The 21,972-nt window shown below is 38.9% G+C and carries 26 protein-coding genes; 20 read left to right on the forward strand and 6 right to left on the reverse strand.

Translation table 11 applies throughout. The features are described 5' to 3' along the window. Positions 1–27 precede the first annotated feature (27 nt). The 5 genes from lysS to HMPREF3057_RS07670 all read right to left on the reverse strand — a co-directional run bounded on the left by lysS (position 28) and on the right by HMPREF3057_RS07670 (position 4,511). The gene (lysS, locus tag HMPREF3057_RS07650; RefSeq protein ID WP_000102443.1) at positions 28–1,518 is read right to left on the reverse strand and encodes a lysine--tRNA ligase; all 1,491 of its coding nucleotides are present in this window, start codon (positions 1,516–1,518) and stop codon (positions 28–30) included. A 138-nt stretch (positions 1,519–1,656) separates the two neighbouring features. Beyond that, a complete protein-coding gene (locus HMPREF3057_RS07655) occupies positions 1,657–2,280 on the reverse strand; it encodes a histidine phosphatase family protein (RefSeq protein WP_049479414.1) in 624 nt (207 codons plus the stop codon). Further along, positions 2,280–2,762 (reverse strand): aminoacyl-tRNA deacylase, encoded by a 483-nt coding sequence (locus HMPREF3057_RS07660; protein WP_049479415.1) that lies wholly within the window; start codon positions 2,760–2,762, stop codon positions 2,280–2,282. Before HMPREF3057_RS07660 ends, HMPREF3057_RS07655 begins: the two co-directional genes overlap by 1 nt. Then, positions 2,762–3,604 (reverse strand): DUF368 domain-containing protein, encoded by an 843-nt coding sequence (locus HMPREF3057_RS07665; RefSeq protein ID WP_049479426.1) that lies wholly within the window; start codon positions 3,602–3,604, stop codon positions 2,762–2,764. The genes HMPREF3057_RS07660 and HMPREF3057_RS07665 overlap by 1 nt, the downstream gene beginning before the upstream one ends. 106 nt (positions 3,605–3,710) lie before the next feature. Next, positions 3,711–4,511 (reverse strand): glycoside hydrolase family 25 protein, encoded by an 801-nt coding sequence (locus HMPREF3057_RS07670; protein WP_033629841.1) that lies wholly within the window; start codon positions 4,509–4,511, stop codon positions 3,711–3,713. Positions 4,512–4,666: 155 nt separating this feature from the next. Between HMPREF3057_RS07670 and glmU the strand changes: the two genes are divergently transcribed. The 7 genes from glmU to HMPREF3057_RS07705 all read left to right on the forward strand — a co-directional run bounded on the left by glmU (position 4,667) and on the right by HMPREF3057_RS07705 (position 10,650). Then, complete coding sequence (gene glmU, locus HMPREF3057_RS07675) at positions 4,667–6,046, forward strand: bifunctional UDP-N-acetylglucosamine diphosphorylase/glucosamine-1-phosphate N-acetyltransferase GlmU (RefSeq protein WP_070697086.1); 1,380 nt, start codon at positions 4,667–4,669, stop codon at positions 6,044–6,046. Positions 6,047–6,055: 9 nt separating this feature from the next. Continuing rightward, on the forward strand, positions 6,056–6,601 hold the full coding sequence (locus tag HMPREF3057_RS07680; RefSeq protein ID WP_070697088.1) for an NUDIX hydrolase: 546 nt from the start codon (positions 6,056–6,058) through the stop codon (positions 6,599–6,601). Positions 6,602–6,612: 11 nt separating this feature from the next. After that, positions 6,613–6,924 (forward strand): cell wall synthase accessory phosphoprotein MacP, encoded by a 312-nt coding sequence (gene macP, locus HMPREF3057_RS07685; RefSeq protein ID WP_000517872.1) that lies wholly within the window; start codon positions 6,613–6,615, stop codon positions 6,922–6,924. Between the two features lie 15 nt (positions 6,925–6,939). Then, complete coding sequence (locus HMPREF3057_RS07690) at positions 6,940–7,632, forward strand: 5'-methylthioadenosine/adenosylhomocysteine nucleosidase (protein ID WP_070697407.1); 693 nt, start codon at positions 6,940–6,942, stop codon at positions 7,630–7,632. Positions 7,633–7,708: 76 nt separating this feature from the next. Further along, on the forward strand, positions 7,709–8,203 hold the full coding sequence (rocS, locus tag HMPREF3057_RS07695; RefSeq protein ID WP_000021252.1) for a chromosome segregation protein RocS: 495 nt from the start codon (positions 7,709–7,711) through the stop codon (positions 8,201–8,203). A gap of 81 nt (positions 8,204–8,284) precedes the next feature. Beyond that, positions 8,285–8,878, forward strand: a complete 594-nt coding sequence (locus tag HMPREF3057_RS07700) for a 3'-5' exonuclease (protein WP_070697090.1) — start codon at positions 8,285–8,287, stop codon at positions 8,876–8,878. Between the two features lie 8 nt (positions 8,879–8,886). Then, a complete protein-coding gene (locus tag HMPREF3057_RS07705; RefSeq protein WP_070697092.1) occupies positions 8,887–10,650 on the forward strand; it encodes a glycerophosphoryl diester phosphodiesterase membrane domain-containing protein in 1,764 nt (587 codons plus the stop codon). A 41-nt stretch (positions 10,651–10,691) separates the two neighbouring features. Here HMPREF3057_RS07705 and HMPREF3057_RS07710 read toward each other — a convergent pair whose 3' ends face one another. After that, positions 10,692–10,991 (reverse strand): YbaB/EbfC family nucleoid-associated protein, encoded by a 300-nt coding sequence (locus HMPREF3057_RS07710; RefSeq protein WP_049520801.1) that lies wholly within the window; start codon positions 10,989–10,991, stop codon positions 10,692–10,694. Positions 10,992–11,431: 440 nt separating this feature from the next. Here HMPREF3057_RS07710 and HMPREF3057_RS07715 point away from each other — a divergent pair, with 440 nt between their 5' ends. The 13 genes from HMPREF3057_RS07715 to HMPREF3057_RS07775 form a co-directional block, all read left to right on the forward strand. Beyond that, the gene (locus tag HMPREF3057_RS07715; protein WP_070697094.1) at positions 11,432–12,139 is read left to right on the forward strand and encodes an IspD/TarI family cytidylyltransferase; all 708 of its coding nucleotides are present in this window, start codon (positions 11,432–11,434) and stop codon (positions 12,137–12,139) included. A 4-nt stretch (positions 12,140–12,143) separates the two neighbouring features. Next, entirely contained in the window at positions 12,144–13,166 is a 1,023-nt protein-coding gene (locus tag HMPREF3057_RS07720; RefSeq protein WP_000609901.1) for a ribitol-5-phosphate dehydrogenase, read from the forward strand. A gap of 16 nt (positions 13,167–13,182) precedes the next feature. Continuing rightward, a complete protein-coding gene (locus HMPREF3057_RS07725; protein WP_000413085.1) occupies positions 13,183–14,040 on the forward strand; it encodes a phosphotransferase family protein in 858 nt (285 codons plus the stop codon). A gap of 1 nt (position 14,041) precedes the next feature. Continuing rightward, positions 14,042–14,920 carry a DMT family transporter gene (locus HMPREF3057_RS07730; RefSeq protein WP_070697096.1) on the forward strand — a complete coding sequence of 293 codons (879 nt, stop codon included), beginning with the start codon at positions 14,042–14,044 and terminating at the stop codon, positions 14,918–14,920. Positions 14,921–14,931: 11 nt separating this feature from the next. Continuing rightward, positions 14,932–15,621: a CTP--phosphocholine cytidylyltransferase gene (locus tag HMPREF3057_RS07735; protein WP_049484389.1), complete on the forward strand. Its 690-nt coding sequence runs from the start codon at positions 14,932–14,934 to the stop codon at positions 15,619–15,621. A 192-nt stretch (positions 15,622–15,813) separates the two neighbouring features. Then, positions 15,814–16,290 carry a PTS sugar transporter subunit IIA gene (locus HMPREF3057_RS07740; RefSeq protein ID WP_070697098.1) on the forward strand — a complete coding sequence of 159 codons (477 nt, stop codon included), beginning with the start codon at positions 15,814–15,816 and terminating at the stop codon, positions 16,288–16,290. A gap of 37 nt (positions 16,291–16,327) precedes the next feature. Next, entirely contained in the window at positions 16,328–16,633 is a 306-nt protein-coding gene (locus HMPREF3057_RS07745; RefSeq protein WP_000590551.1) for a PTS sugar transporter subunit IIB, read from the forward strand. A 54-nt stretch (positions 16,634–16,687) separates the two neighbouring features. Next, positions 16,688–18,163 carry a PTS galactitol transporter subunit IIC gene (locus HMPREF3057_RS07750; protein WP_070697100.1) on the forward strand — a complete coding sequence of 492 codons (1,476 nt, stop codon included), beginning with the start codon at positions 16,688–16,690 and terminating at the stop codon, positions 18,161–18,163. Between the two features lie 107 nt (positions 18,164–18,270). Further along, complete coding sequence (locus HMPREF3057_RS10065; RefSeq protein WP_083312827.1) at positions 18,271–19,167, forward strand: aldose 1-epimerase family protein; 897 nt, start codon at positions 18,271–18,273, stop codon at positions 19,165–19,167. Between the two features lie 287 nt (positions 19,168–19,454). After that, positions 19,455–19,880: a galactose-6-phosphate isomerase subunit LacA gene (gene lacA, locus HMPREF3057_RS07760; RefSeq protein ID WP_000029277.1), complete on the forward strand. Its 426-nt coding sequence runs from the start codon at positions 19,455–19,457 to the stop codon at positions 19,878–19,880. 148 nt (positions 19,881–20,028) lie between these two features. After that, entirely contained in the window at positions 20,029–20,544 is a 516-nt protein-coding gene (gene lacB / locus HMPREF3057_RS07765) for a galactose-6-phosphate isomerase subunit LacB (protein ID WP_001216921.1), read from the forward strand. A gap of 10 nt (positions 20,545–20,554) precedes the next feature. Continuing rightward, a complete protein-coding gene (locus HMPREF3057_RS07770) occupies positions 20,555–21,484 on the forward strand; it encodes a tagatose-6-phosphate kinase (protein ID WP_070697102.1) in 930 nt (309 codons plus the stop codon). Positions 21,485–21,486: 2 nt separating this feature from the next. Beyond that, a partial coding sequence (locus tag HMPREF3057_RS07775) for a tagatose 1,6-diphosphate aldolase (protein ID WP_142350356.1) occupies positions 21,487–21,972 on the forward strand: 486 nt, incomplete at its 3' end.

Below are 21,972 nucleotides of genomic sequence, written 5' to 3' on the forward strand. Positions count from 1 at the left end.
GTGGTTTGAAGAGATTTTCGAAGAGTATTATTTCATTGTTGGGAAGAGCAATACGTCACGGATAGTAGTTGTATCAGTGAGGAGCATGCAGAGACGGTCGATACCGATACCCAAACCACCTGTTGGTGGCATACCGTATTCAAGAGCTTCAATGTAGTCGTAATCGATACCTGTTGCTTCATCGTCACCAAGTTCTTTAGCTTTGGCTTGGGCTTCAAAGCGACTAAGTTGGTCGATTGGGTCGTTCAACTCGGTAAAGGCATTACCGTATTCCTTGGTCATAATGAAGAGCTCAAAACGGTCAGTAAAGCGGTTGTCTTCAGGATTTTTCTTAGCGAGTGGAGACACAGCTACTGGATGACCATAGACAAAGGTTGGTTGAATCAAGGTTTCTTCAACGAACTCTTCAAAGAAGGCGTTGATAATGTGACCAACTTCAGTGTAGTGTTTTTCAACTGGAACTTTCTTCTCAGCAGCGATAGCTTTAGCTTCCTCGAAAGTCATGTCTTGCCAGAAGTCTACACCAGTAATTTCCTTGATAGCATCTACCATGTGAACACGTTTAAATGGTTCGTTGATCTTAATTTCAGTACCTTGATAGTTAACTGGACCATCACCTTTAACTGATTTAGCAGCGTGTTGGATAATACCTTCCGTCAAGTCCATGATATCTTGGAAGTCTGCATAAGCTTGGTAAACTTCGATAGAAGTGAATTCAGGGTTGTGAGTAGCGTCCATTCCTTCGTTACGGAAGATACGGCCAATTTCATAGACACGTTCCATACCACCAACGATAAGACGTTTTAAGTGAAGCTCGGTCGCGATACGAAGCACCATGTCAATGTTCTGTGCATTGTGGTGAGTGATAAATGGACGAGCAGCAGCACCACCGGCTTCATTATGAAGAACAGGTGTTTCCACTTCAAGGAAACCTTTTTGATCTAGATAACGACGGATTTCAGAGATGATTTTTGAACGAGTGACAAAGCGCTCAAAGCTTTCACGGTTAGAAATCAAGTCAAGGTAACGTTTACGATAAATTGTTTCAACGTCTGTCAAACCGTGGAATTTCTCAGGAAGTGGGCGAAGTGCTTTAGACAAGTGAGTGATATGAGTTGCCTTGATAGAGAGTTCACCCATATCCGTACGCATGACTTCACCTTCGACACCGAGGAAGTCACCGAGGTCAGCCTTTTTGAAGATTTCGTAGTTTTCTTCACCGACTTCATCTTTACGAACGTAGATTTGGATTTGACCTTCACGGTCTTGGAGATGGGCAAAGCCAACTTTCCCTTTACCACGTTTAGTTACTAAGCGTCCAGCGATAGTAGCAGTTTCATTTAGTTCATGTAATTGTTCTTTATCAAGTTCTGCAAATTTGTCTTTTAGTTCTTGAGAGTTAGCAGTACGTTCAAAACGTTTTCCGAAGGGATCAATTCCTTGTTCACGGAGCGCAGCCATTTTTTCACGGCGAACGATCTGCTGGTCATTTAGTTCTTCCATATGTTCTGTAGACATGGGTTCCTCCTAATTTTACTCAAAATTTAATACGATGAGTCATTTTTTGCGATACTCCCATTTTATCATAAATAGCAGAGAAATTCACGGATATTCTTTGAAAACTAAAAAGAACTTGACTATTAAGATCAAGTTCCATTATTTTCTTTGATAGGAAGTGTCATTCCATCTTTCTAGAGTGAAGGTTTCAAAATCATCGGTCTCTAAAACTGTCAGACTAGCATTGGCCAAGCCTCCTTCTTTGCGGAGGTGAGCCTCTTTATAGCCTATAAGTGTACGAAGGCTAGCAGTGAGATTGGCCCCATGCCCGACAATCAGAATGTTTTCAGCCGGACTTTCTTTCAGAGATTTGATAAACTGAATGGTTCGCTGAGTCGTAGAGTAGAGGGACTCAGCTTCAAACATCTTCGTATCAAACTGAGCCAGATTAGAGCGAAAGGCCTTGATTTGTTGTGGGTAGATGGCATTGAGCGTAGCAATTTTTAATCCCTCTAGTTTGCCAAGTTGCCATTCACGTAGGTCAGGAATGCTTTTTAAAGGACAAGGAGCCTGGAGTTGACTTTGGATTATTTCAGCAGACTTAACTGCTCTGGGTAAATCACTAGAATAAATCGTATCAAAATGAATTTCATTGAGATACTGCCCAAGTTGTTTTAGGATGTCAATGGACTCTGAAAGAAGGGGAGAGTCGCCACTAGCACCTTGAAAACGTCCTTCAAGATTCCAGACAGTCCGACCATGACGGACAAAATAGAGTTTCATCAGTTGTTTTCCTCCAAGATATCAGCAAAGTCCGCTTTTACAAAGCTGGCTAAGTCTTGAGGTCGGATGATGATACTATGCCCGACTTCTCCAGCAGAGACAATCATTTTGTCTAAATCCAAAGCAGTCTGATCAATAAAAATAGGATAATTGTGTTTTTGGCGAATGCCGACGGGGTTATTAGCCCCATGAATATAGCCTGTCGTTTTTTCCAGATCTTTTTGAGGAATCATGCTCACTTTTTTATTACCAGAAACCTTTGCTAGTTTTTTCTCAGCGAGGTGTTCTGTTATGGGAACGATTCCGATGATTGGGCCTGTTTTGTCCCCTAATAGAGCCAAGGTTTTAAAGATGTGAGTTCGATCATATTCTGAAGGAAGTTCACCCTCAAGCGCATTGATCTGAATACCAGTATGGTCAATACCCGCCTTGGTCAAGATTTGTTCGACCAAGGTTTTTTTTATCTTAACTTTCTTTGCCATTATTTATACTTATCCTCCAATTGACTCATCCAGATACCAAGCCAAATTCCAAGCGCAAAGAAGAAGGCAATGAGAACATAACTCACAATAGAAAGTCCAGTGTATTGGATACTTTCAGCATTTCCAGCATTTGGAATCAAAATTAAGAGGGTGCTTGATAGCACAATCCCAATGATGAAGTGATAAACACGCGAGTGGTAGTTGTTCAAGGCGTGGTCCATTAATTTTGAAAAAATGATGAGGGTTGCACCTGCACCAATTCCGATAGGAAGGAAAGTACCAAATAAATCAAAGGTCTTAAAACCAGTGAGCATTGGAGCGTACAGTCCTAAAATCAAGAGTAGATTTGACGGACTTAAACCAGGCACCAAGACACCAAGCGCTAAAAGAGCACCCGCTAAGATGAAACTAGCGAAACTAGCACTGAGAGAACCAACAACAAAGTTTAGCGCGTAGAGCCCGACACCTGAAAGGATAAAGGTAGTCCAGAACCAGACTAGGTCAATCTTATCGCGATCAGATTCTCGAGTAGATTCTTTAAGGAGGCTAGGAACTGTACCGATGATAGCTCCAGCAAAACTCCATAAAACATAGACTTGGTAATTTTCTAGCAGATACTCAATTGGATAAGAAAACAAACCAATGCCTAGCAACATCCCGATTGCTACTGGGATAAAGTATAGGACATTCTCTTTAAAATCCTTAAAGGGATGAGCCAGAAAAGAAATCATTCGCTCGTAAATTCCCAAAATAGCTGCCAGAACACCACCAGAAATTCCAGGTAGGATAAATCCTAAGGCGATGACGATTCCTTTAATAACTCTTGCAATCCATGAAAACATCATAAAATCCTCAATTTCATAAAATTCTTTCTCTATTCTATCAATTATAACACAGACGAGAAAAAAATGAAAAAACAAGTGAAAAAGAGAGCAATTTTCACTTGTTTTATGGTCTTAAAAATAGTTTTCTAAAGGTTTCTTCTTTTTCCTTCAAGGTAGAAATGAGATTAATATCTAAATGATGTTCAAATCCAGCAATTCTTCCTTTTGAAGTATACTGATGAAGGTCGTAGTCTAAACTGGTATTGGGTGTTGTTTCAAAGTAACCAGAGTCTGTCCCGTAGGAAGGAATCCAAATAGCAGTAAACTTATCTGTATTGATACTGTGTTCTTGCATGAAGTAAACTCCAATATAGATGCCGATGTTTTTAGCACCTAAAGATTCCAGTTTAGCACGAAAGGCTTCAACCCCTTCATTCATATCAGACATTGTTTTTTCTTCCACGTCTAACCAATAGTAACTAGGGTTGTAAGGAGAAGCAGCATTGTAGAAAACTTCAGCGGCTTTTTCCATTTCTTCCTTGCTGGGGCTAGCTAGATAGGCATAGACTCCAACTGGGACATTACGCTTTTGAAATTCTGTAATATGACTTTTATAGGCTTTATCAATACCATTGGCATAAGCGGCATCATTTTTTTCAGTATGTTGAGCCCCATTGTGGACGCGAACAATAACACCTGAAATATTTTGAGACAAGGTATCGTAGTTGATTTCCTCAGGTCTTTGCCAACCAGAGACATCAATAATAGGTTTGTCAAGATTATGCAAGGCCTGATTTTCAACCTGGACAGCATTTGGTTTTGACTTGACGGGATGGTCTTCATAAGTTGGTCTATTGAGGATCAAAATAGCTATAAATATAGTAAATAAAGTAAAAATAATAGCTGGATTAATCTTTTTTCTCATATCTATTTAGTTTAACGTAAATAAATAAAAAAATCAAAGAAAACATCGGAAAAAGTGAATATATGAGCGTCTTTTCCCTATTTCTCTGTTTGTTTACTCCTAAGAAACTAAATTATGGTATAATATAAGGGAATTTCTAGAGAAAAGAGAAGATTATGTCAAATTATGCCATTATTCTAGCAGCGGGTAAAGGTACTCGCATGAAATCAGATCTTCCAAAGGTACTTCACAAAGTAGCTGGAATTTCGATGTTGGAACATGTTTTTCGTAGTGTTGGTGCTATTCAACCTGAAAAAACAGTTACTGTAGTTGGTCACAAGGCTGAGCTAGTTGAGCAAGTATTGGCTGGTCAGACAGACTTTGTTACCCAATCAGAACAACTAGGAACTGGGCATGCTGTCATGATGGCAGAGCCTATTCTCCAAAATCGTACTGGCCACACCTTGGTTATCGCTGGAGATACTCCTCTGATCACAGGTGAAAGCTTGAAGAACCTCTTGGATTTCCATATCAATCACAAAAATGTGGCGACGATTTTAACAGCTGAAGCAGCTGATCCTTTTGGATATGGTCGTATCGTCCGTAACGATAATGCAGAAGTTCTTCGTATTGTTGAGCAAAAAGATGCCACAGACTTTGAAAAGCAAATTAAGGAAATCAATACAGGAACTTATGTATTTGACAATGAACGTCTTTTTGAGGCTCTTAAAAACATCAACACCAACAATGCCCAAGGTGAGTACTATATTACTGACGTGATTGGTATTTTCCGTAATGCTGGTGAAAAGGTTGGGGCCTATACTCTCAAGGATTTTGATGAAAGTCTTGGCGTAAATGACCGTGTAGCTCTTGCTACTGCAGAAGCAGTGATGCGTCGCCGTATCAACCAAAAGCATATGGTTAATGGTGTTAGCTTTGTCAATCCTGAAGCAACTTACATCGACATTGATGTTGAGATTGCTCCTGAGGTTCAAATCGAAGCCAACGTTACCTTGAAAGGTCAAACGAAAATTGGTGCGGAGACTATTTTAACAAATGGAACTTATATCGTAGATAGTATCGTTGGATCTGGAGCCGTGATTACCAACTCTATGATTGAGGAAAGCAGTGTTGCGGACGGTGTGACAGTTGGTCCTTATGCCCATATCCGTCCAGGTTCAAGTCTGGCTGCTCAAGTTCACATTGGAAATTTTGTTGAAGTAAAAGGCTCCTCAATCGGTGAAAATACCAAGGCGGGTCATTTGACTTATATTGGAAACTGTGAAGTGGGTAGCAACGTTAATTTTGGTGCAGGAACTATTACAGTCAACTACGATGGCAAAAATAAATACAAAACTGTCATTGGCAATAATGTCTTTGTTGGCTCAAACTCAACTATTATTGCTCCTGTAGAACTTGGGGATAATTCTCTGGTTGGAGCGGGTTCAACCATTACCAAGAATGTTCCTGCTGATGCCATTGCTATCGGCCGTGGACGTCAGGTCAACAAAGATGAATATGCGACTCGCCTCCCTCATCATCCCAAGAACCAGTAGGAGTTTGTCATGGAATTTGAAGAAAAAACGATTAGTCGGAAGGAAATCTATCAAGGTCCTATTTTCAAACTAGTACAAGACCAGGTGGAACTACCAGAAGGAAAGGGGACTGCCCAACGTGACTTGATTTTTCACAATGGAGCTGTTTGTGTACTAGCTGTGACAGCCGAAGACAAAATCGTTCTCGTTAAGCAATACCGAAAGGCTATCGAGGCGGTTTCTTATGAGATTCCTGCAGGTAAACTAGAACTTGGTGAAAATGCTGATCCAATGGCAGCGGCACTTCGTGAATTGGAAGAAGAAGTTGCCTACACGGCTAAGTTAGAGCTGATATACGATTTCTATTCTGCGATTGGATTTTGTAATGAAAAACTAAAACTCTACCTTGCTAGTGATTTGGTCAAGGTGGAAAATCCTCGTCCACAAGATGATGATGAAACCTTGGAAGTCCTAGAAGTAAGTCTAGAGGAAGCCAAGAACCTGATCCAGTCAGGTCATATCTGTGATGCCAAGACCATTATGGCGATCCAGTACTGGGTACTACAAAAGAAATAGAGGAGAAACCCATGGGAAAACCTTTATTAACAGACGAAATGATTGAACGTGCCAATCGTGGTGAGAAAATCTCAGGACCACCTCTTCAAGATGATGAGGAAACAAAGATCCTACCAACATCTTCACAACATTTTGGTTATTCACGCTCTAGAGACCACGGTTTTAGTCAAGATACACTTACAATCGAAGTAGAACCAACAATTCATAAGAGTCGCCGCATTGAGAACACTAAGAGAAATGTTTTTAATTCGAAACTCAATCGCATCTTGTTTGCAGTTATCCTACTTTTGATTTTGTTAATTTTAGCGATGAAACTCTTGTAATTGAAAGGACTTGAAATGAAAATTGGAATCATTGCCGCCATGCCAGAAGAACTCGTATATTTGACTCAGAATTTGGATAAACCTCAAGAAGTCCAAGTCCTCGGAAATACTTACTACACTGGCTCTGTTGGCAATACAGAAGTCGTTCTAGTTCAGAGTGGGATTGGAAAGGTCATGTCGGCTATGAGTGTAGCTATTCTAGCTGACCATTTTCAGGTAGAAGCTATCATCAATACAGGATCAGCAGGTGCTCTTGCCGAAGGGATTGCTGTTGGTGATGTCGTGATTGCGGATAAGTTGGCTTACCATGATGTGGATGTGACTGCTTTTGGCTATGCTTATGGCCAAATGGCTGGTCAACCTCTTTACTTTGAATCAGATAAAACCTTTGTAGCCAAAATCCAAGAGAGTCTATCTCAGTTAGAACAGACCTGGCATCTAGGCTTGATTGCTACAGGAGACAGTTTTATAGCTGGAGATGATAAGATTGCTAGTATCAAATCCCACTTTCCGGATGTTTTAGCAGTTGAAATGGAGGGTGCAGCCATTGCTCAAGCGGCTCAGGCTCTTGGCCTACCTTTCCTAGTCATTCGTGCCATGAGTGACAATGCCAATCACGAAGCCTCTATCTCTTTTGATGAGTTTATTATCGAAGCTGGACATCGTTCTGCCCAAGTATTACTAGCCTTTTTAAAGGCCTTAGACTAAGCGGAAATTTGACAGTTTATCTAGCTTATGATAAGATTTAAATAAAGAAAAGCTAGAAAATGTTTCAGAGGATATTATGAGTATTGAAATGACCGTCAGTGAGATTGCAGAGGTCTTAGGACTATCTCGTCAAGCAATCAACAATCGTGTCAAAGAACTTCCAGAAGAGGACACGAAAAAAAATGACAAAGGTGTAACTGTAGTTACTCGAAGTGGCTTGATCAAGCTAGAAGAAATCTATAAAAAAACAATTTTTGAAGATGAGCCTGTCAGTGATGATGTCAAACAACGTGAACTGATGGAAATCTTGGTCGATGAGAAAAATGCTGAAATTCTTCGTTTGTACGAGCAGCTCAAGGCCAAAGACCGCCAATTATCAGAAAAAGATGAACAGATGCGTATCAAAGACCGACAGATTGCTGAAAAGGACAAACAGTTGGACCAACAGCAACAGTTAACTCTTCAAGCGATGAAGGATCAAGAAACCTTGAAACTCGAGTTGGACCAAGCAAAAGAAGAAGTCCAAGCAACCAAAAAAGGCTTTTTTGCTCGCCTTTTTGGAGGAAAATAAAGAAGCTGTTTGGGTTACTCACTAACCTAATGGCTTCTTTTATTATTTATAGTTTATTTTGGGTAGTAATTGAGGTAAATAATGGAAAAATTAAGAGATTATATCGCCTTTGATTTGGAATTCAATCAACATGAGGGGGTTACCCATTTAATTCAAGTATCGGCAGTCCGCTTTCAAGATGGACAAGAAAGTGCTGCTTTTGATTCTTATGTTCATACTACAGCACCATTGAAGAGTTTTATCAATGGTTTGACTGGAATCACAGCTGAAACCTTGAAAGATGCGCCAAAAGTAGAACAAGTTTTAAAGAACTTTCAAGCATTTGTTGGCGACTTACCTATCGTTGGTTACAATGCAGCTAAGAGTGATTTACCCATTCTCTTGGAGCATGGTATTGATTATCGTGACCAGTATAAGGTCGACCTATATGATGAGGCTTTTGAACGCCGTAGTTCTGACCTACACGGCATAGCCAATCTTAAATTGCAAACTGTTGCAAATTTTTTAGGCTTTCACGGGAAGTCTCATAACAGTTTAGAGGATGCCCGCATGACGGCGCGTGTTTACGAAGCTTTTTTGGAATCAGATGAAGGAAAGCTATTAATAGAAGACCAGAGTAGTTTTTCGATGAATAATCCTTTCGGTGGCTTAGATTTATCCCAATTTTTAGACTAGGAGTGCTTATGAAACCTGAAAAACCTAAAAAGCTAGGTTTTAGGAAGATATACTATAACCTAGATAAGATTTTATTTCTATTTTTCTTGATATTTATGATGGTTGAGTTTGTCTGGCTACCATTGAATTCATGGATTGCTGGCATCCTTCTGAGACAAACAGGTTACTTGTTTATCTCCTACAATAACTTTTGGGCGATTATACAAGGCTCGCCTGTTATCAGTTTAGCCTTTCTCATCTTAATTGCAATCAATCTCCTGGTTGCCTATTTCCAGATTTGTCTTTTGTTTATCGGGGCTCGCCACCTTCTCTATCATGAAAAGAGAACCTTAATTGAGTACAGTAGAAAAGTATTTCACCAGAGCTTTCTATTTGTTAAGCGATTGAGCTTTTGTAAGATGGCCTTTGTCTTTTTTTACATTGCTTTGCTTTTCCCGTTCATCCGTAAGATTTTAAAAATCTACTACCTCAACAAGATTATTATCCCTGATTTTATTGTGAATTATTGGGAAGGTAAGCATTGGCTGGTAGGTCTGATGATCATAGCATCCGCTTGGATCTTTCTCTACATCTCTGTCCGATTTATGTTTGCCCTTCCTAAGATTCTCTTTGAAAGAAAGACCGTAAGAGAAAGTGTGAAATATAGTCTCCAAAAGACGAAAAAAAACGTTCTTTTCTTCTCTTGGCATCTTTTACTCATTATCATTAAAACCTATCTTTTCTTCTTTGGTCTGTTAATTCCCTTGCTTTTTGCGCAAGCAGTGATGGATAATCTAACTCAAAAAGAATCCTTGATTCTCGGAGTGATTAATTTTGTCTTGATTAAAAATTTCCATTACATGACCCTGACTTATTTCCTAGTGAAGTTTGTTTCCTTCCTGACAGGAGAAGAGCTAGAGATTATGCCAAGGCGAAAGAAAGATCATCTGATGAGATGGGGTGTCATGGGGTGTGCAAGTATCATTTTTGCCATAGAAGGCTACGTTTATCTGGAATCTCCGGATACCAATACACCTTTAGTGATTTCGCACAGAGGAGTAAGTAATAAAAACGGTGTTCAAAATACTGTGCAGTCTTTAGAAAAAACAGCTCAACTAAAACCAGATCTGATCGAAATGGATGTGCAGGAAACGAAAGACGGTCAGTTCGTGATGATGCACGATGCTAACCTCAAAAATTTAACAGGTATTAATGCTACACCGCAAGATTTGACTCTGGATGAATTAACAAATACAGATATTTACGAGAATGGTTATCAAACAAAGATTTCAAGCTTTGATGCCTATTTAGAGCGTGCAAATGCTTTAAACCAAAAATTGCTGATTGAGATTAAAACCAGTAAAAAAGATAGTCCGCAAATGATGGACCATTTCCTTGAAAAGTATGGGGCGACTATCAAGAAAAATGGACATCAGATGCAATCACTAGACTACCATGTGATTGATAAAGTGTTGACTTATGATTCTGAAATTCCAGTTTACTTTATTCTTCCCTATAACAGTATCTTCCCAAGAACTAAGGCAACGGGTTACACTATGGAGTACTCGACTTTGGATGAATACTTTGTCAATAAACTCTGGACAACTGATCAGAGACTCTATGTTTGGACCGTAAATGGTTCGGAGGCATTTGATAAAGCCGTTCGCCTCGGCGCAGATGGCATGATTACTGATGATCTTGAAATGGTCCAGTCACAAGTCACAATGACTCAAGACGATCCGGAATATACGGAATTACTCTTAAAGAAAGCAATGGAATTCTTTGATTTCTAAGAAAAAAAAAGAGAAACAGATGTTTCTCTTTTTTTTGTGGATTAGAAAGGCAATTTTCCAGCGAAAACTCCTAGTTTCTTCTTAGTCGTTTCATCAATTTGTTCAAGAGCAGCATTAATTGCTTGCGCAGTCATATCTGAAAGTGTTTCGAGATCTTCTGGATCTACAACTGCTGGGTTGAAGTCAATGCTGACAACTTTTTTGTCTCCAGTCAAAGTTGCTTGGACAAGGTCCTGAGCTGATTTTCCAACAAACTCCATGGCAGCGAGTTCTGCTTGGCTTTGTTCCATTTGTTTTTGAAGTTTTTGTGCTTGGCGCATCATGTTTTGCATGTTCATCATGGCGGTTTACAGTTTCCTTTTTTCTATTTATTTCTTTTTTATTTTATCAATTTTAGGTTCAAAAGTCTATTAATTGTTTAATTCATGAGATATATGAACTTTTATAATGAGTCTCTCAAAAAACTTTTAAGAAATTTACTATGTACACCTAGTATTCTTTGCTAAACAAATAATTTCATTTAAGTTTTCTTTAAGGTTTCTATTATATTCTAAAGAACTCTATATTAACCGAACGTTGATAGGAGAATATAGAGGATAACCTAATTTTATTTCTTAATTTGTTATGGTCTTTCCGGATTTAGCAACACATTGTTCACTTTTTATCTTAAATAGTGTGTTGATTAGACTAAATGACACTCTGTCTTTTCTTCATGATGGAGGCAGATTGTGATATAATAGATAGTAATGAGTTTTTTAGAATAAACTAAAGGAGAATATAAATGATCTATGCAGGAATCCTAGCCGGAGGAACTGGCACACGCATGGGAATCAGTAATTTACCAAAACAATTCTTGGAGCTAGGTGATCGTCCTATTTTGATTCACACAATTGAAAAATTCGTTTTAGAACCAAGTATTGAAAAAATTGTGGTTGGAGTTCATGGAGATTGGGTCTCTCATGCTGAGGACTTAGTTGAAAAGTATCTTTCTCTCCACAAGGATCGCATCATCATCACCAAGGGGGGTGCTGATCGCAATACCAGTATCGAGAAGATTATAGAAGCCATTGATGCCTATCGTCCAATCACTCCAGAAGATATCGTGATTACCCACGACTCTGTTCGTCCATTTATCACACTTCGCATGATTCAGGACAATATCAAGCTTGCTCAAGAGCATGATGCAGTTGACACAGTAGTAGAAGCAGTTGATACCATTGTTGAAAGTACTAATGGTCAGTTTATCACGGATATTCCAAATCGTGCTCACCTTTATCAAGGTCAAACACCTCAGACTTTCCGTTGCAAGGATTTCATGGATTTGTATGGTTCCCTATCTGATCAAGAAAAAGAAATCCTGACGGATGCATGTAAGATTTTTGTTATCAAAGGGAAGGATGTTGCTCTAGCTAAAGGGGAATATTCAAACCTTAAAATTACAACAGTGACAGACTTGAAAATCGCGAAAAGCATGATTGAGAAAGACTAAGGCTATGATTAATCAAATTTATCAACTGACCAAACCAAAGTTTATCAATGTAAAATACCAAGAAGAGGACATTGATCAGGAGAATCATATCCTTATTCGTCCAAATTATATGGCGGTTTGTCATGCAGATCAACGTTACTATCAAGGGAAACGCGATCCAAAGATATTGGCTAAAAAGCTTCCTATGGCCATGATTCACGAGTCTTGTGGAACTGTTATTTCCGATCCAACTGGGACTTATGAAGTCGGTCAAAAGGTAGTTATGATTCCCAATCAACCGCCTATGCAGAGTGACAAGGAGTTCTACGAGAACTACATGACAGGGACCTACTTCCTATCTAGTGGTTATGATGGCTTTATGCGAGAATTTGTCTCTCTTCCAAAAGACCGAGTCGTTTCTTATAATGATATTGAAGATACAGTTGCTGCCATCACTGAGTTTGTAAGTGTCGGTATGCATGCCATGGATCGATTCCTGCATCTTGCTCATAGCAAGAGAGAGCGCATCGCTGTTATCGGAGATGGTAGTTTGGCCTTTGTTGTTGCGAATATTATTAATTACACTCTACCAGAAGCAGAGATTATCGTGATTGGTCGCCATTGGGAAAAACTGGAACTCTTCTCTTTTGCAAAAGAGTGCTACATCACGGATAATATCCCAGAGGATTTGACCTTTGATCATGGGTTTGAGTGTTGCGGTGGCGATGGTACAGGCCCAGCTATCAATGACTTGATTCGCTATATTCGTCCACAGGGAACGATTCTCATGATGGGAGTAAGTGAATACAAGGTTAATATCAATACACGAGATGCTTTGGAAAAAGGATTGTTATTAGTAGGATCATCTCGTTCAGGACGCGTCGATTTTGAGAAGGCCATTCAAATGATGGAAGTCAAAAAGTTTGCGAATCGACTGAAGAATATCCTTTATGTTGAAGAGCCTGTGAGAGAAATCAAGGACATTCACCGTGTCTTTGCTACAGACCTAAATACTGCTTTCAAAACAGTATTTAAGTGGGAAGTGTAGAAGATGGAGGTTAATTGTGGAAAAACTCATCAAAGAAAAAATCTCTTCTTTACTATCTGATGAAGAGGAAGTACTCAGTGTTGAACAGCTGGGAGGCATGACCAACCAAAACTATTTGGTCAAAACAACCAACAAACAGTATATTGTGAAATTTTTTGGTAAAGGGACTGAAAAACTCATCAATCGTCAAAATGAAAAGTACAATCTTGAACTTTTAGAGGATTTAGATTTAGATGTCAAAAATTATCTCTTTGATATTGAGTCAGGGATCAAAGTAAATGAATACATCGAATCAGCAGTAACTCTTGATTCAACATCTATCAAATCCAAGTTTGAAAAGATTGCACCAATTTTACAAACCATCCACGCTTCAGGGAAAGAATTAAGAGGAGAATTTGCTCCTTTTGAGGAAATCAGCAAATATGAATCCTTGATTGAAGGACCTATCCCTTATGAAAATTATGAAGCTGTAAGAAAAGATGTATTTTCACTAGAAAAGAGATTGGCTGATTTGGGTGTTGATAGAAAGTCCTGTCATATCGATTTGGTACCAGAAAACTTTATCGAGTCACCACAAGGTCGTTTGTATTTGATTGACTGGGAATACTCTTCTATGAATGACCCAATGTGGGATTTGGCAGCTCTTTTCTTAGAGTCTGAATTTACAAAACAAGAGGAAGATGATTTCCTTTCCTACTACGAAAGCGACAAAACGCCTGTATCACGTGAGAAGATTCGTATCTATAAAATCTTGCAAGATACTATCTGGAGTTTATGGACAGTGTACAAAGAAGCTCAAGGAGCTGATTTTGGAGATTACGGTGTCAATCGTTACCAAAGAGCTGTCGAAGGTTTGACTTATTATGGAGGTTAGGATGAAGAATAAAAATGGTGTTTCCTTTGGTCTGCTCTCTGGAATTTTCTGGGGATTAGGTCTAACGATTAGTGCTTATATCTTTTCAATTTTTACAAATCTTTCGCCTTTTGTGGTGGCTGCTGCTCATGATTTCTTGAGTATCTTTATCTTGTTAGCTTTTCTTTTGGTAAAAGAAAGAAAAGTTCGTCTTTCGATTTTCTTAAATATTCGAAATGTGAGTGTAATTATCGGTGCTTTACTAGCAGGACCTATTGGTATGCAGGCCAATCTTTATGCGGTTAAATATATTGGTAGTTCTCTAGCTTCATCCGTATCAGCTATTTACCCAGCAGTTTCAGTTTTACTAGCCTTCTTCATTTTGAAACACAAGGTTTCAAAGAATACAGTATTCGGTGTTTTCTTGATTATTGCAGCGATCATTGCTCAAACCTATAAGGTTGAACAAGTTAACTCGTTTTACATTGGGATTCTTTGTGCCCTTATCTGTGCTATTGCCTGGGGGAGTGAAAGTGTTCTCAGCTCCTATGCTATGGAAAGTGATTTAAGTGAAATTGAAGCCTTGTTAATTCGACAAGTAACCTCATTCTTGTCATACCTTGTCATTGTCCTCTTTTCTCATCATTCATTTGCAGAAGTAGCAGATGGGCAATTGCTCGGTTTGATGTTAGTCTTTGCAGCATGTAATATGATTTCATACTTAGCCTACTACATTGCTATCAACCGTTTACAACCTGCAAAAGCAACTGGATTGAACGTAAGCTATGTCGTATGGACTGTTTTATTTGCAGTTGTTTTCTTGGGTGCACCGCTAGATATGCTGACAATCATCACTTCACTTATTGTTATGGCTGGTGTTTATATTATTATTAAAGAATAAAGGAGATTCGTGTGAAAGCGATTATTTTAGCAGCGGGCTTAGGAACTCGTCTGCGCCCTATGACTGAAAATACCCCAAAAGCTTTGGTTAAGGTCAATCAAAAACCTTTGGTAGAATACCAAATTGAATTTTTGAAAGAACGAGGAATTGATGAGATTATCATCGTTGTCGGTTACCTCAAAGAACAATTTGACTACTTAAAAGAAAAATATGGTGTTCGTTTAGTCTTTAATGACAAGTATGCAGATTACAACAATTTCTACTCACTTTATCTTGTTAAAGAAGACTTAGCTAACAGCTATGTCATTGATGCGGATAACTATCTCTTCAAAAATATGTTTAGAAATGATCTAGAACGTTCTACCTATTTCAGTGTTTATCGTGAAGATTGTACCAACGAGTGGTTCTTGGTTTACGGTGATGACTACAAGGTTCAAGACATCATTGTTGATAGCAAGGCTGGTCGCATTCTGAGCGGAGTTTCATTCTGGGATGCACCAACTGCTGAGAAGATTGTTGGCTTTATTGACAAAGCTTACGAAAGTGGTGAATTTGTGGATCTCTACTGGGATAATATGGTTAAAGATAATATTAAAGAACTAGATGTATATGTAGAAGAATTAGAAGGCAACAGCATCTATGAAATCGATAGTGTCAAAGACTATCAAAAACTAGAAGAGATTTTATCTTCTATTAAATAACCAATCCAAAATTAGAAGGCTCAGCCTTCTTTTTTTGTAGTTGAAATCAAGTGATGTTTGATATTGATTGTATTTATTAAATAAAACAAAATTTATAAAAAAATGAACAAAATAAAACAAAAAATATTGACAACGATTTCATATAGTGTTATACTTATAGCATAAAAGTTAATTGAAAGAAGGGAAAATGTTATGGGATTAGATCATTTCTTTGACAAAAACCTGGTGTTTTGCTTAGAAGCGGATAATCAAGAACAACTCTTTGATCAGGTAGCAACCCTGTTGGAAGAACGAGAAATAGTAACTCCAACTTATCGTGAAGCCTTGATCACGCGTGAAAAGTCATTTCCGACTGGCTTGGATATGGAATTTCTGGGGAAAGATTTGCCAAATGTAGCGATACCTCATACAGATATTGTTCATAATCTAGCTGAGAAAGTAGTGGTTGTTCGACTAGAAAAACCAGTAACTTTTCACAATATGATTGCTCCTGATAGGGAAGTAGCAGTATCCCTACTCTTCTTTATCATTAACAACTCAAGTTCAAGTCAAACAAATATTCTGGCTCAGTTGATGGACTTTTTCACAGGAAATGGACATCTGGAAGATCTATCAAAAATTTCCGAACCAGAAAAACTTTATGCTTACATTGCTGAAGCAACCGCTTAATCTTGTCTATTAAAAAATAAAATCGGAGGAAATCCAAATGATTAAAATTCTTGCTGCCTGCGGTGCAGGTGTTAACTCAAGTCACCAAATTAAAAGTGCTCTAGAAGAAGAACTTTCAAACCGTGGTTATGATGTTCACTGTGATGCAGTCATGGTGAAAGATGTAAACGAAGACCTTATCAAGGGCTACGATATCTTTACACCAATCGCTGCAACTGACCTTGGTTTTGAACCAGGTATTCCAGTAATCGAAGCTGGACCAATCTTGTTCCGTATTCCTGCAATGAGCGCTCCAGTATTTGACAATATTGAAGCAGCTATCAAAGAACACGGACTAAGCTAATTTATTCTTTATCTTGTTAACATTCATATAACTAAAAAAACGGGAGGAACTATTATGGATGTCATTATCGAACTAGCCAATAAGCTGTTCAAACCTATCTTGGATATGGGTGGACCAATCATCATGCTGATCATTTTGACAGTATTGGCTCTACTTTTTGGAGTGAAATTCTCCAAAGCGCTTGAAGGTGGTATTAAACTTGCCATCGCTCTTACTGGTATCGGTGCCATCATCGGTATGCTCAACGGAGCTTTCTCAGCATCACTTGCAAAATTCGTTGAAAACACTGGTATCCAATTGAACATCACCGACGTTGGTTGGGCACCACTTGCAACCATCACTTGGGGTTCTGCGTGGACACTTTACTTCTTGCTTGTAATGTTGATTGTCAACGTTGCGATGCTTGCAATGAAGAAAACGGACACACTTGACGTTGATATCTTCGATATCTGGCACTTGTCAATCACTGGTCTTTTGATTAAATGGTACGCAGACAACAATGGAGTTAGCCAAGGAGTTTCACTTTTCATCGCAACTGCAGCAGTTGTCCTTGTAGGTGTTTTGAAAATCATCAACTCTGACTTGATGAAACCAACATTCGACGATCTTCTTAATGCACCAAGTTCATCACCAATGACTTCAACACACATGAACTACATGATGAACCCAGTTATCATGGTTTTGGATAAGATTTTTGAAAAATTCTTCCCAGGTCTTGATAAATATGACTTTGATGCTGCTAAATTGAACAAAAAAATCGGTTTCTGGGGATCTAAATTCTTTATCGGTTTCATCCTTGGTATTGTTATCGGTTTGATGGGTACTCCACATCCTGTTGAAGGACTTAAAGATGCTGCAAACTGGCAAGAAGTTATTAAAGGTTGGTTGTCTCTTGGTTTGACAGCCGGTGTAGCTTTGGAACTCTTCTCACTTATCGGATCTTGGTTCATCGCAGCCGTAGAACCACTTTCACAAGGTATTACAAACGTTGCTACTAAACGTCTTCAAGGACGTAAATTCAACATCGGTCTTGACTGGCCTTTCATCGCTGGTCGTGCTGAAATCTGGGCTTGTGCTAACGTACTTGCTCCAATCATGCTAGTAGAAGCTGTGCTTCTTTCAAACGTCGGTAATGGTATCTTGCCTCTTGCAGGTATCATCGCTATGGGTGTGACTCCAGCTCTCTTGGTTGTTACTCGTGGTAAATTGCTCCGTATGATTATCTTCGGAACACTCTTGTTGCCTCTCTTCCTTCTTTCTGGTACTCTTATCGCACCATTCGCAACAGAACTTGCTAAAGGTGTAGGTGCCTTTCCTAAAGGTGTAGATAGTGCTCAATTGATCACTCACTCAACTCTTGAAGGACCAATTGAAAAACTATTTGGTTGGGCAATCGGTAATGCTACAACAGGTGATATCAAAGCAATCCTTGGTGCAGCAGTCTTCCTTGTATTCTATGTAGGTATCTTTGCTTGGTATAGAAAACAAATGATCAAACGTAACGAAGAATACGCAGCAAATGCTAAATAATTCGCTCCTATAAAATGTAAATTGTGAAAACTAGGTTGTTAATTTCCTACATTGGGAGTGGCAACCTAGTTTTTTATATAAAGATCTAAAAATAGTTGGAGAACATTATGGTAATTGAAATCAAATCAGACCAGTTAACGGTCCAGTTTAAAACCTTAGGTGGCGCCTTGTCGTCAATCAAGGACCGAGAAGGCATTGAGTATTTGTGGCAAGGAGATGCCACTTACTGGAGTGGACAAGCGCCAGTACTTTTTCCAATCTGTGGCTCTTTAAGAAAAGATACAGCCTTCTACAGTCATGCAGATGGAACGGAGACGAAAGGAACCATTCCTCGTCACGGTTTGGTCCGTAAAAAAGAATTTGAATTAGTTGATCAAACAGAAAACAGCGTAACCTTTGCTATCGAAGATGATGAGAATACTTATCAGAACTATCCTTATCATTTCCGCCTTGAAATCACTTATCTAGTGACCGGCAAGACTGTTCGTACTCAATACAAAGTTTTCAATAGAGAAACTAATAAAGTAATGCCATTCTTTATAGGAGGACATCCAGGATTTAATTGTCCTCTGCTGGATGGCGAAACTTATGAAGATTACTATTTAGAGTTTGAGAAAGAAGAGACTTGCTCTGTTCCACGTCCTTTCCCAGAAACAGGAATGTTAGACTTCCAAGATAGAAGTCCATGGTTGGATTCGCAAAAGGAAGTGGATCTAAGTTACGATCTGTTTAGTGTTGATGCAGTGACTTTGGATGAGTTGCAATCCAGAACAATTGCCCTTCGTTCTCGTAAGCATGAGAAGGGATTAAAAGTACACTTCCAAGAGTTTTCAAATCTCATCATTTGGTCAACTTTGAATAAGGGACCTTTCATTGCCTTTGAACCTTGGTCTGGCTTGTCAACATCTCTTGAAGAAGGAGATCATTTAGAAGATAAGAAGAATGTTCGTCTCCTAGAACCTGGTCAAGTAGATCAAATTGGCTTTGATATTGAAATATTTTAGATAAAAAAACCACAAAAACAAACATTTGCTGTTGACTTTTTATAAAAATAGGAGTATATTATGTTTGTAAGCAACAAATGATGTTTGTAACAAACAAATAATCACTTGTTATATTCTCTTTCGAGGAGAAAGTTTGTTTCTAGGAACTTGATTTCCTGGACTTGGATAAGGTGATATTCATCTCATTCAATCAAATTTGTCACTAAACTGCTAGAAAACCTTTTGTAGGTAAACTGCTAACTATAAAAGTCTTTACTAGCCTAGAAAAATAAAAAGGAGTATACAATATGTCTATTGTTATCGGTGCAGATGCTGCAGGTTTGAGATTGAAAGAAGTTGTGAAAGACTTCTTAGAAAAAGAAAACTTCCACGTTGTGGATGTTACAGCTGAAGGTCAAGATTTTGTTGATGTGACTCTTGCTGTTGCTGCAGAAGTAAACAAAGAAGAACAAAATCTTGGTATCGTGATTGATGCTTATGGTGCTGGTCCATTTATGGTCGCAACAAAAATCAAAGGAATGGTTGCCGCAGAAGTTTCAGATGAACGTTCAGCTTATATGACTCGTGGACACAACAACTCACGTATGATCACTATGGGTGCACAACTTGTTGGTGATGAATTGGCTAAAAATATTGCTAAAGGTTTTGTTAACGGTAAATACGACGGTGGTCGTCACCAAATTAGGGTTGATATGTTGAACAAAATGTGCTAATACTCTTCAAAAATCAAGATAATCTGTCGTCAGCTCACTTTAGCTAACCTCAGTTATGCTCGCAGCTTGCTTCCTAAGCTGATCTTGATTTTTCTTGAGTAAGGATAAATGATATTAGATTTATATAATTAATCGGAGGGAATAACTAATGAGAATTGCAATTGGATGTGACCACATCGTAACAGATGAAAAAATGGCGGTTTCAGAATTTTTGAAATCAAAAGGATATGAAGTCATTGATTTTGGTACCTATGACCACACACGTACTCACTACCCAATCTTTGGTAAAAAAGTTGGTGAAGCTGTAACTAGCGGTCAAGCTGATCTTGGGGTATGTATCTGTGGTACTGGTGTTGGTATCAACAACGCTGTAAATAAAGTTCCAGGTGTTCGTTCTGCCTTGGTTCGTGATATGACAACAGCTCTTTATGCAAAAGAACAATTGAATGCCAACGTTATCGGGTTTGGTGGTAAGATTACTGGTGAATTGCTCATGTGTGATATCATTGAAGCTTTCATCAATGCTGAATACAAACCATCTGAAGAAAACAAAAAATTGATCGCTAAAATCGAGCATGTTGAAACTCACAATGCTCATCAAGCAGATGCAAACTTCTTTACAGAATTCCTTGAAAAATGGGATCGCGGTGAATACCACGACTAAGAGGTGACGCATGATTTTAACAGTCACAATGAATCCATCCATTGATATTTCTTATCCTTTGGATGAATTGAAAATTGACACTGTCAACCGTGTGGTGGACGTGACCAAGACAGCTGGTGGTAAAGGTCTTAATGTTACACGAGTTCTTTCAGAATTTGGCGATTCTGTTGTTGCTACTGGTTTGGTCGGTGGGAAACTTGGTGAGTTTTTAGTAGAGCATATCGACGATAAAGTAACGAAACGTTTCTTCTCTATCCAAGGAGAGACTCGTAACTGTATCGCTATTCTCCACGGAGACAACCAAACAGAAATCCTTGAAAAAGGGCCTGAAGTTCTAGAACAAGAAGGGCAAGATTTCTTGGCTCATTTCGAGCATCTCCTTGACACTGTAGAAGTCGTAGCCATTTCAGGTAGTCTGCCAGCAGGTCTTCCAGTTGACTACTATGCAAGCTTAGTAGAACTTGCTAATCAAGCAGGCAAACCAGTTGTTCTAGACTGCTCAGGTGCAGCTCTTCAGGCTGTCCTTGAATCACCACATAAACCAACAGTAATCAAACCAAATAACGAAGAATTGTCTCAGCTTCTTGGGAAAGAAGTTTCTGAGGATTTGGATGAATTAAAAGAAGTTCTTCAAGAGCCCCTATTTGCAGGGATTGAGTGGATAATTGTTTCACTTGGAGCAAATGGTGCTTTTGCAAAACATGGTGATACTTTCTACAAGGTAGATATTCCAAGAATTCAGGTAGTCAATCCTGTCGGATCTGGAGATTCTACTGTTGCAGGTATTTCATCAGGTCTTCTTCATAAGGAATCTGATCAAGAACTCCTCATCAAGGCCAATGTCCTTGGTATGCTCAATGCCCAAGAAAAGATGACAGGTCATGTCAATATGTCCAACTATCAAGCTTTATATGATCAATTAATAGTAAAAGAGGTATAAAAATGGTTTTAACAGAAAACAAACGCGCTTGCTTGAAAAAACTCTCTGACGAGAACGGCATTATCTCAGCTCTTGCCTTTGACCAACGTGGTGCTTTGAAACGCCTCATGGCTCAATATCAAACAGAAGAGCCAACAGTTGCTCAAATGGAAGAACTTAAAGTATTGGTTGCAGATGAATTGACAAAATACGCATCATCTATGCTCCTTGACCCTGAGTATGGTCTTCCAGCTACAAAAGCGCTTGATGCCAATGCTGGTCTTCTCCTTGCTTATGAGAAAACTGGCTACGACACAACAAGCACCAAACGCTTGCCTGACTGTTTGGATGTTTGGTCTGCAAAACGCATCAAGGAACAAGGCGCAGATGCTGTGAAGTTCTTGCTTTACTATGACGTAGACAGCGCTGACGAACTCAACCAAGAAAAACAAGCCTACATCGAACGTATCGGTTCTGAGTGTGTGGCGGAAGACATTCCGTTCTTCCTT

The organism is Streptococcus sp. HMSC072D05 (genome assembly GCF_001815805.1).
Classification (GTDB): Bacteria; Bacillota; Bacilli; order Lactobacillales; family Streptococcaceae; genus Streptococcus.